The organism is Mycobacterium barrassiae (assembly GCF_025822765.1).
Lineage (GTDB): Bacteria > Actinomycetota > Actinomycetes > Mycobacteriales > Mycobacteriaceae > Mycobacterium > Mycobacterium barrassiae.
In genome coordinates, this window is sequence record NZ_JACKUK010000023.1 from 751,771 (window position 1) to 768,158 (window position 16,388).

A 16,388-nucleotide genomic window follows, 5' to 3' on the forward strand; every position below is an offset into this window, starting at 1 on the left:
ATCGTGTCGAATGTAACACCGTTACAGGCGGCGGCAGCCGGATTTCGGAGGCGAATCGTGACGCGAACGGCACCGGTCAACGAGAACCTCGGCGACCCGGCCCACACCCGGCGCGAAGACGCGATCGGGACGCCACCGCAACGGCCCACGCTGGTACCGGCGCAGCGCTACTACTCGCCGGAGTTCGCCCGGCTCGAGGTCGAACACATGTGGCCCAGGGTCTGGCAGTTCGCCTGCACGGTCGACCACGTGGCCGAACCCGGCGACTACTTCGAGTACCGGTGCGGCGTCCACTCCGTACTGGTGGTGCGCGGCGACGACGGCGAATTGCGCGCCTTCCAGAACGTGTGCCGCCATCGCGGCAATTCGCTGTGCGCGGGGTCTGGCGAGGGGCTGCGCGAACTGCGGTGCGGCTATCACGGCTGGACCTGGGATCTGGGCGGCGCACTGCGGCGCGTGCCCCACAGGAAAGGCTTCGGCGCACTCCGGCTGACCGACTATCCCCTGCTGCCGGTGCGCGTCGAAACCTGGGAACGTCTCGTGTTCGTCAATCTCGACGCCGACGCGATCCCGTTGCGGGAGTACCTGGAGGCGATGCCCGACGACATCGCCTGGAATCGGCTCGGCGAATTCCGCTGCTACGCCACCATGACCATCGAGGCCGAGGCGAACTGGAAGACGATCGCCGACGGGTTCAGCGAGACCTACCACATCCAGACGCTGCATCCCGAGCTACACAGATGCATGGACGACGTCTATGCCCCGCAAGTCATCTGGGGTCATACCGGCAAGTCCGAGCAGTACTACGGGGTGCCGAGCCCGAGCATCAAGGAGGGGCTGACCGACAGCGAGGTCTGGGACGCCTACGTTGCGACGCAGGGTGCGCTGATGGGGGTCGCGGAGGACACGCCGTTCCCCGCCGATCAGAGTGGGCGCTCGGCGGCCGACGTGATCGCCGCGCGGACAAAGGAGTTCGCCGCTGAGCGTGGTGTCGACCTGAGCTGGGCGAGTACCGATCAGGTGATGCGCCTTCACCAGTACAACGTGTTCCCGAACATGTCGCTGTTGACCAACGCCGACCACTTGACGGTACTCACCGCCCGTCCCGGGCCCGATCCCGATCACGGTGAGCTGGTGATGATCGTCTGGATGCGGATGCCGCCGGACGCACCCCGTGTCAAGCCGACCGATGTGCGGATGACTGTGGCCGATGCCCACCCCGGTCTGGTTCTCACGCAGGACATCACGGTGTTGGCAGGTCTACAGCGCGGCCTTCATCAGCCCGGCTTCACCCATGTGGTGCTGTCCAACGAGGAGCGTCGCGTGATCAACATGCACCGTAATCTGGAACGCTATCTGGACCTGCCCGAGTCGGAACGAATCACCGGAGGTGAGCCACTTGGTGCAGCCACGTAGCCGAAGCGGTGATCCCGTCACTGCGGACCAGATCCTGGCGACCGCGGCCCGGATGATCGACGTCGACGGGGTCGAGGCGTTCACCATGCGCCGACTCGCCGAGCAGTTGGGCGTCGCCGTCACTTCCATCTATTGGCATGTCGGCGGCAGAGACAAACTCTTCGACAGCCTGGTCGAACAACTGCTGCGACAGATGGCGCACCTGCCGAGCGACGGCGGAAGCCCCGTCGAGCGCATCGCATCGCTCGCACGGTCGCAACGTCGGATGCTCATCGAGAAGCAACATCTCCTGGCGATCGCCCATGAACGCGACCGGACACCACAGTTGTTCCTGCCGATTCAGCAGCGGTTGGCGGCAGAGCTTTCCGAGCTGAGGGTCACCGGCAGCGAGGCCGCCCTGGTGCTGCGGGCGATCCAGGTTCACGTCATTTCCTCTGCGGTCATGCAGTTCTCGGCGGTCCGCGGGGCCAAGCACGATGAAGAGGATCCGTCGCTGTGGGCGGATGCCTGGCCCGACCGCGCGCTGGTCGAGGCGCTGCAATCCCCTACCGACTACGACGCGGTGTTCGAGTACGGGCTGAGGGCACTGTTGGCACGGCTAAGCGATGGGTGACGCAAGCTCGGAGGCGACGATGGCAACGACTGACGCCGCGCTGCAGGAGATGCTCGATGAGTTTGCGCTGCGAAAGCTGGTCCACGCCTACTGCCGTGCCGTGGACCGTGGAGACATGGCCACGCTGCGGGACCTCTATCACCCTGACGCCGTCGATGCCCATGGCGCATTCTCGACGGGCTCAGTTGAGAAATTCTTCGAACAGCTTGTCGCCTCCCGGCCCTTCATCCGGATGATGGCGCACAACATCACGACGGCGAACTTCGCGATCGAAGGAAACACGGCGGAAGGCGAGATCTACAACATCGCGGTCCACACGCTCGCAGGCAAGGAACGAGACGTCGACCTCATCATCGGAGGGCGTTACCTCGACAAGTACGAGAAGCGTGCTGACGCATGGAAATTGATCGAACGGGCCATCGTCACCGACTGGGCCCGGTTGGACGACCCCTCGTCGATGGATGTGAGCCACCCGATCACCAAGGACACTCTCAAAGGCGCTCTCGACGAGACCGATCCGTCGTTTCAGTTCTTCGCACTGTTGGCCGACCCGTCGCCGGAATAAGCACGATCCCACGACCAACATCGGCAAAGTCGACACAGCGACACAAAGAGCGATTACGCTCCGGTTTATCCGCGAAGTCCAGACCCGGGCTACGCACACAGGAGTGAGAGTGCGATGCGCGATGGCTGGCTCTGAGCGGCCTCCGACTCGGGCCCAGGCGATAGTCGTCTGGGGCCTCGGCACGCTTTTCCTGGGCTTGGGCCTGCTCACCGCTGTGATGATCGGCATCGTGGCTGAGCAGGTCCGAGACCGCCTCGAGGTGTCCGAACACGCGATCGGCATGCTGAGCGCCGTCTTCTACGTCGCATACTCGATTGCGCAATTCATCGGCGGCATCATGCTCGACCGCCTCAGCCCGCGCCTGATTCTCGGAATCTCCTCGCTGATCGCTGCGGTCGGATGTGTACTTCTTGCCAACGCAACGAGCATGGGCGTCACCGTCGCAGGCAGGGTCATACTCGGAATCGGGCTCTCGACCAGCTTCCTCGGCGCGATTTACCTCGCCCGAATCTGGTTCCCTCCGCAACGATTCGCGGTGATGTCCTCCGTTTCTCAGCTGGCGACCAACGTGATTCTGGCCCTTATGCTCATCGGTCTTTCTGTCACAGAGACCATCCCGCCACTGCACGCCGCGATGATTGGCATGGCCGTCGGCTACGTGGTACTCGGGATTGCAATCCTGCTGCTGGTGTCCAGACCAGCCACAGCAACTGCCACCGCTGCGCCAGGTGACAGTGGCATTCTCAGCCAGTTACGCGAGGTGGTGCGAGTACCGCAATTCTGGTTGGGTACAGCATTTTTCGCGAGTGTATTCGGTGTCCTAATCGCCTGGAACGACCTGTGGGGCATCATGAACCAGCGGGCCTATGGACGCACCCTGGAGATGGCTACGGCGTTGACATCGACCGGCGCCATCGCCGCCGGTGTCGGCGGCCTGCTGCTGGGTTGGATCTCGGATCGGCTCGGGAAGCGGTCGCGGGTCACGCAGATCACCATTTGGCTACTGACCTTCACGATGGCCCTGGTGTTGTTCCTCCCGCGCCTCCCGACCGCCGGCGTGTTCGTTCTCCTGTTCGTCTTCGGTTTCCTGTTGGGTAGCAACATCCTTGGGTTCGCGCAGATCGGGCAGCACATTCCCGACAACGCTCAGGCCACCGCGTTCGGGTTGATGACGAGCGTCGGCTTCCTCACCGGCGCCGGACTGGACTATGTGATCGGCGTCCTTGTGGGTGAGGCTCCACCAGTCGGTACGGACATCGCGATCAGCCACTACCGCGGAGCCTTGATTCCGTTGCTCATCGTGCTGTCCGTCGGTGCACTGTGCTCGGTTGCGCTCAAGGATCGAGCGCAACCACCGTCGTCCACGACCGTGGATCCGCTGCCAATCCCCACCGCAAAGTAAAGGAGTCCATTGATGGACGACCTGAAGTATCTCCTGCATGCCGTTGACGTGTCCAAACGATCTGTCCGCGAGGGTAATCATCCATTCGGGTCCGTCCTCGTTGACAGCGAGGGCAACGTCCTACTGGAGCAGACCAACATCGAAGTGACCGAATCCGACTGCACCGGTCACGCGGAAACCGCGTTGATGCGGCAGGCGTCGAAGAAATTCGACAAGGAATTTCTTGCCACATGCACGCTCTACACCACGGCGGAGCCCTGCTCGATGTGCGCGGGGGCGATGTACTGGGCCAATGTCAGACGTCTTGTCTACGGCATCACGGAAAAGCAACTGCTCGCCGAAACCGGCGACGATCCCAGGAATCCCACACTGAGCCTTGATTGCCGAAAGGTTTTCGGCGCCGGACAGAAGCAGATCGAGGTGATTGGGCCGATCCCGGAGGTCGCCGATGCCGTGCTCGAGCCACATAAGAACTACTGGACTCAGCAGAGCTGACGCACCTAGACGCGCCCGAGTTCGTCGTCCTCCCATAGGAGCAGCTGCCGCACCGCCGGGCGGGGTCCGTAGGGCCGCAGCATCGTGCTCGACGGGCGGGGCCGGACGCGCAGCGGCCACCAGAACCAGCGCCCGAGCAACACGGCGATCGACGGTGTCATGAAAGCGCGCACGACGAGGGTGTCGAAGAGCAGACCGAGGGCGATCGTCGTGCCGATCTGGCCGAGCACGATCAAATCGCTGTAGACGAACGATGCCATGGTGAAGGCGAACACCAACCCTGCCGCGGTGACGACCCCACCGGTGCCGGCCATCGCCCGGATGATGCCGGTGTTCAAGCCGGCGCCGATCTCCTCTTTGAAGCGGGATATCAGCAGCAGATTGTAGTCCGAACCCACTGCGAGCAGCAGGATGATGGCGAGCGGGATGATCACCCAATACAACTGGATGCCCAGAAGGTGCTGCCACACCAGGATCGACAGCCCCAGCGAGGCACCGAGCGACAGCACCACGGTGCCGACGATGACGACCGCGGCAACCATGCTGCGGGTGATGAACATCATGATGAGCAGGATCAGGCTGAGCGCGGCGATGACGACGATGATCAGGTCGTACTTGGCGCCCTCCTGGATGTCCTTGTACGTCGCCGCCGTGCCGCCGATATAGATGTGGGATCCCGCCAACGGCGTCCCCTTGACGGCCTCCTCCGCCGAGTGGCGGATCGCGTCGATATGCGAAATACCCTGCGGGGTAGCGGGATCGACGTCGTGGGTGATGATCATCCGCGCGGCTTTGCCGTCAGGAGACAGGAACAGCTTCAAGCCGCGCTGGAACTCGGCGTTGTCGAACACCTCCGGCGGGACATAGAACGAGTCGTCGGTCTTGGACGCGTCGAACGCTGCCCCCAGCGCGGTTGAGTTCTGTAGCGCCGCCGCGTTCTGACTGTAGATTCCCGACAGCGTCGCGTAGTTGGTCATGACCAGGTCGCGATTCGTCAGCTGACTGGCGATCTGGGGCGGGATCAGCTTGAGCAACTGCGGCTGAATCGCATCGAGCTTGTCCAGGCTCGTCGTGACGTTCGCCAGCTGGTCGGTCAGCGCATTGATCCCGTCCAGCGCGTCGAACAGCGATCGGAACGCCCAGCAGATCGGGATATCGAAACAGTGTGGCTCCCAATAGAAATAGTTGCGCAGGGGGCGGAACATGTCGTCGAAGTTGGCGATCTTGTCCCGTAAGTCTTGGGCGACGGCGACGGTTTGGTGAAACGCCTGGACCTGTTCGTGCGTCGCATCGTTCGCCTGTGATTGCAAAGTGGCCTGCTGCCGCAGAATGCCGATCGTCTTGTCGATCTCGTTGACCTGCTTGAGCAGGTCGTTGGCCCGGTCCTGCTGATAACCGAGATTCTGTATCTGCCCGGCACTTTGGGCGCTGATTTGGAACGGGATGGACGTATGGTCCAACGGTGTACCCAAGGGGCGGGTGATCGATTGCACCTGGGCGATGCCGGACGTGTGGAAGACGGCCTTGGCCACGCGTTCCAACAGGATCATGTCGGTCGGATTGCGCAGGTCGTGGTCGGCCTCGATCATCAGGAGTTCGGGGTTGAGCCGGGCCTTGGAGAAGTGCCGCTCAGCAGCGGCATACCCGACAGTCGACGGGGCACGGTCGGGCAGGTAGTTCCCGACGTCGTAACTGGTCTTGTAGCCCGGCAACGCCAAAAGTCCCACCGCGGCCACCGCCAGTGTGGCCACCAGAATCGGCCCGGGCCACCGAACGATCGCGGTGCCGATCCGGCGCCATCCCCTGGTGCGCGTTTTGCGTCTGGGATCCAGCAGGCCGAAACGGCCACCGATGATGATCACGGCGGGCGCCAGCGTGAGCGCCGCCAGTAGTGTCACCAGCACACCGATCGCGGCAGGAATCCCGAGGCTCTGGAAGTAGGGCAACCGGGTGAAACTCAGGCAGAACACCGCGCCCGCGACGGTCAGACCCGAGCCCAGGATCACATGTGAAGTACCGCTGTACATGTTGTAGTACGAGGTCTCACGATCGAGCCCGTTGTTGCGGTCCTCGTGGTAACGACCCAGCAAGAAGATTGCGTAGTCGGTGCCTGCCGCGATGACCAGCAGGGTGAGGATGTTCGTCGAATATGTCGAGAGACCGATGGCTCCGGAATTGCCCAGGAACGCCACAATGCCACGGGCGGCGGACATTTCGATGAGGACGGTGATGAGCACCAGGATCATCGTCACCACCGAGCGGTAGACGAACAGCAACATCACCGCGATCACCACGATGGTCAACACGGTGACTTTCGTGGTGCCTTCGTTGCCCACCTCGAATTGATCTGCGACCTGCGGTGCCGGACCTGCGACGTAGGCTTTGACACCGGCGGGCGGAGGCGTGTTCTTCACGATGTCGCGCAATGCGTCAACGGATTCGATCGACCGTGCTGAGCCCTGATCCCCGATGAGGAAGACCTGGACGTACGCCGCCTTACCGTCCGCGCTCTGCGAACCAGCCGCCGTCAGCGGGTCACCCCAGAAGTCCTGGACATGCTGAACGTGCTTCTGATCCTGTTCAATGCGCTGGACCAGCCTGTCGTAATACTGGTGCGCTTCCGCACCGAGAGGCTGGTCGCCTTCCAACACGATCATCGCCGCGCTGTCGGAGTCGAACTCCTGGAATACCTCGCCAATCTTCTTGAACGCCTTCAGCGACGGCGCGTCAGGTGAGCTCAACGCCACGTTCTGCGCTTCACCGACAACCTCCAGCTGCGGAACCAAGGAGTTGGTGAGTCCGGCGACAACCAACCAGAACAAGACGATCGGCACCGCAAGCCAACGAACCCGCTTCGCGACGCGGTGGGTCAGAGTCTCGCGGCTTTCCACCTGGTTGCTCATCCCGACTTGTCCAGACAGAAGGTGTAGGCGTTCATGGTGTCGACCGTTCTCTCGTCCTTGACCACGTCGTCGATGGTGATCCGGCAGCCGAGGGAATTGCTGTTGCCCTGCGCCATGACGTTGACCAGCACCGCCGGCTGGGTCGTCGTGATGTCGTACCGCCACGGCAGCAGAACATCTTCGGCGCGTTGGGGTTGGGCGTTGACATCGAGGTAGTTCACCGTCGCCACGGTGCCCGGCGGGCCGAACACCTCGAGAACGACGTGCTTGGGATTGAAGGGCACGATCTCATCGGCAAGCGCGGCGGCCGTCGAGGTGTCGTGGTTCGAACCGAAGATTCCGTGCAGGCGGTACACCGCGAAACCCGCCAGAGCTATCACCACGACGGCGACAAGGAGCATCCAGTTTCGACCAAGAAGGCGACCCACTGAAAACCCCTGCACCCGTCAGCCTTTCGATACCTACGACACGAGGGTCAGACCGTGCACAACCCTATTTCAGTCAGGCGGTATGTCAACGTAGTTGAGAGTACGGTACGGTACCGGACAGCACAAGGGAGTCTGGGCGCCCATCCGCGCGCGCAAACAACTAGCTGTTCAGACGGGTCAGGCTGGGAATAATCACGTCGTCGACAAGCGATTGGACCGTGCGTCGACTTGGCGGTCGCCCCGAAAAAATAGACCGGAAGATGAGATAGCCCGGCATCACATCCCAGAGTTCCTCGCTGACGGCCTCCGCGTCGATCTCGCCACGTTCGACGGCTTGCGCCAGGATGTGTTTGAACAGGGCCTTGCGTTGATTCAGGAATTCGTGCTGCATCACGTCGTTGAGTGCGGGGTTGCGTGCCACTTCGACCATGACCGCCCGCATGGTGCTGGCGTGAGTGCGGGCCTGATCGCAGATCACCTCCCCCAACTGCAGGAGGTCGCCGCGCAGGCTGCCGGTCTCCGGGGCGACCGCGACGTGGCGCACACCTTCGATGAACGCCGCCAACACCAGCTCGGCCTTCGTCGGCCAGCGCCGATACACCGTCGCTTTGCTGGCCCGCGCGGCGGCGGCGACAGCGTCCACGGTCAGCCCGTCGTAGCCCGCTTCCTGCAGCAACCGCAACGTCACAGCAAGGAGTTCGGCCTCCCGCGGGGACCACGGCGAGGACTCCACACCGCGAGCGGCACTCCTGGTCATCGCACCACCCTAAATCGGTGCAAGTCATATAGACCAACACCTGCCCCACTCCGGTCGTTGGCACACATATGAAATTCCTATGAGGATCCTGCCGGTGCGCTGTGAGGCGGCGAGAATGGTTACGTGACGTCTGCGCCTGTCGGAAACCGCGGGCCCCGTCGCGCCGTCCTAGGGCAACTGCCGCGGAAGTATCGCGCCGACGGGTCCGCGATTCGTGTGCTGCTGGTCGACGACGAACGCGCACTGACGAACCTGGTGCGCATGGCGCTGCAGTACGAGGGGTGGGATATCGAGGTCGCCCACAACGCAGCCGAAGCCGTCGACAAGTACCGGGCAAACGCGCCCGACGTCATCGTCCTCGACATCATGCTGCCCGACATGGACGGGTTGGGCGTGCTGGCGCAAATCCGCGATTCCGACAACTACACGCCCATCCTGTTTCTGACCGCACGCGATTCGGTGGCCGATCGCGTCAACGGGTTGACCGCCGGCGGTGACGACTACATGACGAAGCCGTTCTCGCTCGAAGAGCTGGTTGCGCGGCTGCGTGGACTCATACGCCGGTCCGCCTACCTCACGCCCGCCGATGACGAGTCGCTGACCGTCGGCGACCTCACGCTTGATGTCGCCAGCCGCGAAGTGACCCGCGGCGGGGTGCCGATCGCCTTGACCTCCACCGAGTTCGAGTTGTTGCGGTTCCTGATGCGAAATCAACGACGCGCCTTGAGCCGTGAAGAGATTCTGCAGCGGGTATGGAACTACGACTTTGGCGGGCGGTCGAGCATCGTCGATCTCTACGTGTCGTATCTGCGCAAGAAGATCGACGCGACTCACGAACCGATGATCCACACCGTGCGCGGGGTGGGATACATGCTGCGGCAACCGGAATGAAGCAGCCCTGGCGCCAGTGGACTCTGCTGCGGCAACTCGTCGTCGGCGTTTCGGCAGTGGTCATGGTCGCGTTGGTCGTCGTGGGAACAATGTCGGTGGTGACGCTGCGGTCCTCGGTGCTCGGCATCATCGACACCCAGTTAGCCGGTGCCGCAGACGGTTTCAGTCAGTCGGTGACGAAGTTCCGGATCACGCCACAGTCCAACGGTGAGCTCCCGCCGCCGGGAGACATGAAACCGCTCACGCAGCTCGTCGGGCAGGCCGAAGGCAATGTCGTCGCGTTGATCCAGGGCGGCAAGGTCGTCGATTCGGCCTACTTTGTCGACGGTGAGGCGCGGCCGGCACCACAGCAGGCCCTCGACGCGATCGCTGCCGCTGCTGACGAGGGCCCGGCGGCACAAACCATCGAGCTACCCGGGCTGGGGTGGTACCGGATGGTCAGCCAGCCCGGGGACGGCGACGAGGTGCTCGTGACGGGGGTTTCGCGGACCCCGGCGTGGAACGCGATGGTGCGCGAAACCGTGACCGTGTCCGTGATGACCGCGCTGGCGTTGTTGGTCACCGCGCTGAGCACGGTGGCCATCGTGCGGTTTGCCCTACGCCCGCTGCGTCGGGTGTCCGCGACGGCGGCCGAGGTCGCGACCCTTCCGCTGGACCGCGACAACTTCGCGATCACACCGCGGGTACCGGTGCAGGACACGGATCCGCGCACCGAGGTCGGACTCGTCGGCGACACGCTCAACCGCCTGCTCGATCACGTCGAACGTGCGCTGGCCGACGTCGCCGCCTCGGATCGGCGGATGCGTCAGTTCATCACCGACGCCAGCCACGAACTACGCACACCGCTGGCGGCCATTCACGGCTACGCGGAACTGACCCGGCAGGACAGCGCGGTGTTGCCCGAGACCACCGAGTATTCGCTGGCGCGCATCGAGGCCGAAGCGCACCGGATGAGTTCGTTGGTCGCCGACCTGCTGCTGTTGGCACGACTGGACGAGGGCCACGATCTCGAGATGACCCGTGTGAACCTCACCGACGTGGTGACCGATGCGGTCAACGATGCGAGGGTGGCGGCACCGTCGCATCGGTGGCAGATCGACGTGCCCGACCGCGCGGTGTGGGTGAGCGGCGACCGGGCGCGGCTGCATCAGATGCTGGCGGTGTTCATGTCCAACGCGCGGGTGCATACCCCGGAAGGCACGACCGTGACGACAGCAGTGGCGACCGGTCGCTGCGATGACGCCTACGTCGAGGTGTCGGTGTCCGACGACGGCCCAGGAATCGAGGCGGAGCTGCTGCCCCACTTGTTCGAACGGTTCGTGCGTGCCGACAAGTCGAGATCACGTGAAGCGGGCAGTTTCGGACTGGGCCTATCGATTGCCGCGTCGATCGCGGAAGCGCACGGAGGAACGGTGCAGGCCCGATCCGGCTCTGGACATACCACTTTCAGTGTGCGCCTGCCAACCGCAGTCGCAATGGCTCAGCACGCCACATCGACGTAAACGGTGTCCGAGATGATCAGCGGTTTGATGTCGCTGCCTCGGGTGTCCATGATTTGGTGAGTAACCCCCGGACGTACTGCGGTGACAGAGCAATTCGACAGCGGCCCGGCGCCGGTCCGGTTGACGATCACGGTGTAACCGCTCGCCTTCAGCGTCTGCACAGTGTCGTCGACCTCGGACGGGCCCGTCGGGGCTGCGGCGGCGGTGCCGACCAGCACGAGCGCTGACGTCGCCAGGGCGCTCGCGGCGATGCCCACCAACGTAACGTGGCTCATGGCGAAACCTCCAAAGATGTTGATCTGCTTACACATCCAAAGGTAAGTGCGGCATATACCGATGCCAGATCTTCATAGCGAACACAAACATATGAAGGTGCTATGAAAGTGTTGCGGCGCGACGAGGTTCATCGCCCCTCTTCACGCGCAGCGATTCATTTCGAGCGACCGAACCTCATGAATCGCCACAGGTAGGCGGGCAGGCGCCGAGCGGGAACGCTTTGCGGCCAGTCCTTCGCGCGGAAATAGGCGTCGGATCCGCCGTCAACGAATATCACACTGCCGCAAAGGAAGTCCGCTGAGTCCGACAGCATGAACACCATCCAGTCGGCGAGATGGCCGGGATCACCGAACCCGCCGACGGGCACCGGGAAGGCATTGACGGCCTTGGCTTGACTTGGCGTCGCGAGTTGCTTCTCCAGCAGCGGCGTCATGATGGCGCCCGGCGCCAGTGCATTGAGGCGGATACCTTCCCCCGCCCACGGACGGGTGACGGCGGTGCTTCGCACCCAGTGGGATACCGCGATCTTGGATGCCGCGTACGCAAGGGTAGGCGCCAAGGGACCGCGAAACCGCAACGAACGTACGGCCTTATCGGCATCGCCGGCCAGCAGCGCTCGTATCGTGCGCCGCGGCACCAACGGGCTTGTCGTCGTCGAATTGCTCCCGATCACCACCACTTTGGCGCGTCCAGTGGCGGCCAGCGCCGGTCGCCATGCCTCCAACAACGTCACCACGCCGAAGTAGTTGACTGCAAAAATGCGGCGCAGACTGTCTGCTCCGGGCGTGGGTCCGATACCGGCCGCCAGGACGGCCCCATCGAGTCGGTGGTCCGCCGCCGTCAATACGGCGTCGGCCGCCGCCTGCCGACCGTCAGCTGTCGACAGGTCCGCCACGACGTCGGCTTCCTTGACGTCGACACCGATCACCGTGTGACCGGCAGCCCTGAGCTTCTCGGCCGCCTGACGTCCCATCCCCGACGGCGATCCGGTGACCGCGTACACGCCCATTCCACTTGTCCCCTAGCGTCGCCGTTTAGCCCGCTGCGCGCGTGCCAGCGTCGACCGGAAGCGTAGCGGCAGCGCTCGCTTCGCCGGCGTCACCCCTGGGCCTGCACGCGCCCGCCGGTCGGCGACGTGACGGTGACGGGGACGTCGTCCTCCCAGGGCTGACGTACCACGAGATCGGCGACGTCGAAGGTACCGCGCTCGAACTCGCCGGTCGCGGCGTCGACGAGGCGGTACTGCTGGCGCTGCCGGTGGATCGGTTGGCCGTCGATGATGATGACGCGGACCTCGCCTGGCTCGAAGTGGCAGCGCTTCTGCAGTGCACGCACCAGGTTCTCGTTGTGCAGATGCCCGTCGCCGAAGCTCCAGCCGAGGGCGTAGGCGGCCACCATCTCACCCTCCACCACGGCGTAGTCGTCCTCGCGCCCGGGCGGCATGACGCGATTCAACAAGGTGATCACCGCGCGACCATGGGCGTACATCGCCCGGAAGGCCAGACCGCGGTGCATGCTGATGTCGGCGTTCTCCGGGCCGACGAGTCGTTCGAGCTGTTTGTGCTGCAGCATTCCCAAACCGATCCGTTGGGCATGGATCTTGTTCGTCGCCGATTCGGTCAGGCACCACGTCAAGATGTCCCAGTTTCCGGCGTAATACCGCATGCCCGGCAGGAACGACACCGCGGGCGGATGTAGGTTGCCCACCACGATCGCCGTCACGATCACAGCCATCAGCGCCACGACGAGCCACGGATGCTCGAGATCCCCAAGCCCGAGTCCGGCGTGGGCGACGAACAACGACCCGACGCCGAAGATCATGAAGACGTTCCATTCCAGCGGCACTCCGAGCGGAATCGCCGTCAGGATCACCAGATGGAAGATCACCATCACGATCGCGGCGACCGCGGTCACGGTGCCGCCGTGGGAGAAGAACAACACCAGCGGTACGCCCATCTCGATGACGGTGCCGCCGTGGGCGAGCAGTCCCGGAATGATGCTCGGCTGAACATCGTCTGGATAGTGGCGATAGAGCGACTTGCGCAACCACCGAGAGCGAATCAGCGGGCTGTTACCCATCATGGTCGCCACCACGTAGGGAAAGTGTTTGTTCAGTTTCGACGTCGCGGCGCCGATCCAGATGGCGACCATGACCAGCTTCGCCGCGACGATCATGTCGACACCGGGGAACAGGAACGTCACCGTCAGCGCGCCGTAAACCTCGCCGCGGCAGGCCAGGAAGATGAGCTTGTCCCGCAGGCTCACGACCGCGAGCAGCATCAGGATGAGCGCGATGTTCCAGGTCGACAGCACCCCCACCGTCGTGTTCAGCGCCGGAATCGGCCCGTTCCCATCCGAACACAGCGCGTAGAGTGTCGCCGCCAGCAGGCCCCCGTACAGCAACACTTCGAACAGGGTGCGGCGATCACCGCCCGTGAACGGAATCCACCGGGACCATGGCGGCACCCGCAGGGTGCCGGCGCGGAGCCAATACAGCACCGACCCCATCGGTGGCTTGATCTTTCCCGTCAACGGGCCGAATCCGCAGCCCAGGCCCAGTACCTCGAACAGCAACGACCACAGCACGACCTTCTGGAAGACGATCGGCTCGCTCCACCACGATCCGATGTTGCTCCAACCGTCGATCCCCTTGGTGGCCAACGCAAAACAGGCCGCCCCGAGGACGAACAGCCCGATCTTCACCGCATAGACCACGTACAGGACGTCCGGGTTGCCCATGCCCCGCTCGGCGATGTGCCGGACGAGTGGCCTGAGCCGCTCGGATCGGCTACCCAGCCGCCACGACTCGTACTCGATCGACGGTGAATCCGCTTTGAAGAATCCCATCGCGCTCAGAACACCCCGAGTTCCCGAAGGATGTCGCCGTAGGTGTTGACATCGGTGGCGAAGAGTTGCGGCTGCTCGAACGCGGCGAAGTGCCCGCCGCGATCCTGCACGCTGTAATGCACCAGGTTGTAACGCTTTTCGGCCCAGACCCGCGGCGTCTGCAGGAGTTCGTACGGATAGACCGCGTAACCCGTCGGGACGTCGACGCGTCCCGTCCACTCACTCAGCGGCGAGTTTCCGGCCCGCTTGGCCTCGCAGTACAGCCGCGCCGCCGATGTCGCGGTGCCGGTGAGCCAGTACATCATCAGGTTGTCGATGAGGCGGTCGACGCGGATCGGCATGCCCTCGCGAATGTCGCACCACGCGTGGAACTTCTCCAGAATCCAGCCCGCCAGGCCGAGCGGCGAATCGTCGAGTCCGAAACCCAAGGAGTGCGGCCGTGTCGATTGGATCTCCATATAGGCCGTGCCGTCGGTGATGCGTTGGGCCGACGAGACGATCGCGGCCAGTTCGCTTTCCGACACTCCCGTCATCGCATCGGCGGGGTCCCCGTCGAAGGGGGCGAACAACATGTTGGTATGGATGGCGGCGACCTGCGGCGCGTGGTGCTCGCCGAGGTGGCGCACCACCAGCGCGCCCCAATCTCCGCCCTCAGCGACGTATCGCTCGTAGCCGAGTTGGGACATCACGTCGGCGACGGCCGCGGCGACCTTCGCGACGTCGACACCTCGCTCGGTGGTGGGACCGGAGAACCCGTAACCGGGCATCGAGAACACTACGACATGAAATCGTTCGCGCAGCAGCGGAAGCACGTCCAGAAACTCGATGATCGACCCCGGCCACCCGTGCACCAGCACAAGGGGTATCGCATCGACGTCATCGGATCGCACATGCAGCAGGTGTACCCGCTGCCCGGCGGCCGTTGCCATGAATGACCCCCACCCGTTGAGCTCGGCTTCGGTTGCCCGCCAGTCATATCCGTCGCGCCACCGATCGACGACGGATCGGAGGAAGCCCTGCTCGGTGCCGTAGTCCCACCCGCTGTCCGGCAATTCAGCAGGGAAGCGTGCTGAGTCGAGGCGGCGCCGCAGGTCGTCGAGGTCGGCCTCGGCGACAGCGATTGGGAACGGCGTCAGCGACTGGGCCGTGGTCATTTTGCCTCACACGCCGCGGCGATCGCCGCGTTCCGGATCGACGCCAGGTGATGCAGCAGAGCCTCATTGCGGCCGAACACGACATGGTCGACACCGGCTTCGAGACCGCGTTGACATGCCGCCGCCATCGGGAAGTCCTGGCCGTCGAGCACCTGGGCGGCGCCGTCGATTCCCATCTTGTACCAGGCCCGTTCCTCATCGGTGGTGATCTCGTTGGGCGCTCCGATCGAAAGGTAGATCACCGTCTCGCCGGGACTCCTCCCCGGGTATGCCCGCAGCATCTGCGACGTCCCAGGCGCCTCGATCAGCACACAGCTCGGGAACAATCCGTACACCACCGTGCCGAAGAACTGGTCCGGCCAGTCGACCTCCGGCACATCCCGGTATTGCACGATGTCGCGGAACGGGAAGGCCCACCGGATGTTTCGGCCGTAGATGTCGTAGACGGAGTTGTTGGACGCCAGCGGATCCAGGGTGTCGGCGTGCACGTAGGGAAAATGGTAGCCCTCGAAGTTCACGTCGACGGCGAGCTTCCAGTTGCATGCGATATCGAAGCGCCGGGTTTCCGCGTGGTGGTTGTGGTCGAACCCGTATTCCGACAACTGGTCCGCGATGCCATCTAGCACCGTCGACACGTCCACCTCGGCTGACAGCCCCACGACGATCAGGCCACCCTGCTCGCTGAGCGGCAGCGGGATGAGACCGCGCTGGTCCAGGTCAGCTCCGGCGAACATCTTGCGCGCAGGTGTCCCCGTGAGGCGACCATCCAGACCGTAGCTCCAGCCGTGGTAGGGACAGTTGAACATTCGCGCCGTGCCGCAGTCGTCGGCGACCTGCGCACCGCGGTGGGCACAGCCGTTGATGAAGGCACGCAGCACGCCGTCCTTTCCCCGGACCACAAGCACGGGGACACCCATCACATCCTTCGTCGTATACGACCCCGGTGAAGCGACCTCACCCGTCCACCCGATGACGTGCGGCACGCTGCGCAACATCCGGAGGTCGGCTTGGAATCGTGCGTGGTCGACGTAGGTGTCGCGCGGCTCGCGCCAGACGTCGTCAGCGATATCGAGAGTGTCGTTCTCGAAGTGCTTGAGCACCCGTCGAGTGAGCTCGAGAGCTTCCTGTCGTGGCATGGG

15 protein-coding genes are annotated in these 16,388 nt (G+C 63.9%); 7 read left to right on the forward strand and 8 right to left on the reverse strand.

The window, feature by feature from the left end:
- The first annotated feature begins 57 nt into the window (after positions 1-57).
- The 5 genes from H7J93_RS14045 to H7J93_RS14065 all read left to right on the forward strand — a co-directional run bounded on the left by H7J93_RS14045 (position 58) and on the right by H7J93_RS14065 (position 4,491).
- Complete coding sequence (locus tag H7J93_RS14045) at positions 58-1,416, forward strand: aromatic ring-hydroxylating oxygenase subunit alpha (protein WP_267306873.1); 1,359 nt, start codon at positions 58-60, stop codon at positions 1,414-1,416.
- Positions 1,403-2,029, forward strand: a complete 627-nt coding sequence (locus H7J93_RS14050) for a TetR/AcrR family transcriptional regulator (protein WP_267307008.1) — start codon at positions 1,403-1,405, stop codon at positions 2,027-2,029. The genes H7J93_RS14045 and H7J93_RS14050 overlap by 14 nt, the downstream gene beginning before the upstream one ends.
- Before the next feature lie 19 nt (positions 2,030-2,048).
- Entirely contained in the window at positions 2,049-2,594 is a 546-nt protein-coding gene (locus H7J93_RS14055; RefSeq protein ID WP_267306874.1) for a nuclear transport factor 2 family protein, read from the forward strand.
- A gap of 121 nt (positions 2,595-2,715) precedes the next feature.
- The gene (locus H7J93_RS14060; RefSeq protein WP_267306875.1) at positions 2,716-3,996 is read left to right on the forward strand and encodes an MFS transporter; all 1,281 of its coding nucleotides are present in this window, start codon (positions 2,716-2,718) and stop codon (positions 3,994-3,996) included.
- 12 nt (positions 3,997-4,008) lie between these two features.
- Entirely contained in the window at positions 4,009-4,491 is a 483-nt protein-coding gene (locus tag H7J93_RS14065; RefSeq protein ID WP_267306876.1) for a nucleoside deaminase, read from the forward strand.
- Between the two features lie 5 nt (positions 4,492-4,496).
- Here the strand turns inward: H7J93_RS14065 and H7J93_RS14070 are convergent, their stop codons facing one another.
- The 3 genes from H7J93_RS14070 to H7J93_RS14080 form a co-directional block, all read right to left on the reverse strand.
- Positions 4,497-7,394, reverse strand: a complete 2,898-nt coding sequence (locus H7J93_RS14070; protein ID WP_267306877.1) for an MMPL/RND family transporter — start codon at positions 7,392-7,394, stop codon at positions 4,497-4,499.
- Positions 7,391-7,795: an MmpS family transport accessory protein gene (locus tag H7J93_RS14075; RefSeq protein WP_276021982.1), complete on the reverse strand. Its 405-nt coding sequence runs from the start codon at positions 7,793-7,795 to the stop codon at positions 7,391-7,393. The genes H7J93_RS14070 and H7J93_RS14075 overlap by 4 nt, the downstream gene beginning before the upstream one ends.
- Before the next feature lie 187 nt (positions 7,796-7,982).
- Positions 7,983-8,579 carry a TetR/AcrR family transcriptional regulator gene (locus tag H7J93_RS14080; RefSeq protein WP_267306879.1) on the reverse strand — a complete coding sequence of 199 codons (597 nt, stop codon included), beginning with the start codon at positions 8,577-8,579 and terminating at the stop codon, positions 7,983-7,985.
- 123 nt (positions 8,580-8,702) lie between these two features.
- Between H7J93_RS14080 and H7J93_RS14085 the strand changes: the two genes are divergently transcribed.
- Together H7J93_RS14085 and H7J93_RS14090 are read left to right on the forward strand one after the other, a co-directional pair.
- A complete protein-coding gene (locus H7J93_RS14085) occupies positions 8,703-9,470 on the forward strand; it encodes a response regulator transcription factor (RefSeq protein ID WP_267306880.1) in 768 nt (255 codons plus the stop codon).
- A complete protein-coding gene (locus H7J93_RS14090; protein WP_267306881.1) occupies positions 9,467-10,972 on the forward strand; it encodes a sensor histidine kinase in 1,506 nt (501 codons plus the stop codon). Before H7J93_RS14085 ends, H7J93_RS14090 begins: the two co-directional genes overlap by 4 nt.
- On the opposite strand, the gene H7J93_RS14095 is transcribed toward H7J93_RS14090, so the two are convergent.
- The 5 genes from H7J93_RS14095 to H7J93_RS14115 all read right to left on the reverse strand — a co-directional run bounded on the left by H7J93_RS14095 (position 10,951) and on the right by H7J93_RS14115 (position 16,385).
- A complete protein-coding gene (locus H7J93_RS14095) occupies positions 10,951-11,247 on the reverse strand; it encodes a hypothetical protein (RefSeq protein ID WP_267306882.1) in 297 nt (98 codons plus the stop codon). The two genes, H7J93_RS14090 and H7J93_RS14095, sit on opposite strands and share 22 nt — an antisense overlap.
- Positions 11,248-11,402: 155 nt before the next feature.
- Positions 11,403-12,257 carry an SDR family oxidoreductase gene (locus H7J93_RS14100; protein WP_267306883.1) on the reverse strand — a complete coding sequence of 285 codons (855 nt, stop codon included), beginning with the start codon at positions 12,255-12,257 and terminating at the stop codon, positions 11,403-11,405.
- Positions 12,258-12,346: 89 nt separating this feature from the next.
- Positions 12,347-14,095, reverse strand: coding sequence for a DUF3556 domain-containing protein (locus tag H7J93_RS14105; protein WP_267306884.1), 1,749 nt, complete (start codon positions 14,093-14,095; stop codon positions 12,347-12,349).
- Positions 14,096-14,100: 5 nt separating this feature from the next.
- On the reverse strand, positions 14,101-15,249 hold the full coding sequence (locus tag H7J93_RS14110; RefSeq protein WP_267306885.1) for an epoxide hydrolase family protein: 1,149 nt from the start codon (positions 15,247-15,249) through the stop codon (positions 14,101-14,103).
- Positions 15,246-16,385, reverse strand: coding sequence for an aromatic ring-hydroxylating oxygenase subunit alpha (locus H7J93_RS14115; protein ID WP_267306886.1), 1,140 nt, complete (start codon positions 16,383-16,385; stop codon positions 15,246-15,248). The genes H7J93_RS14110 and H7J93_RS14115 overlap by 4 nt, the downstream gene beginning before the upstream one ends.
- Between the last annotated feature and the right edge of the window lie 3 nt (positions 16,386-16,388).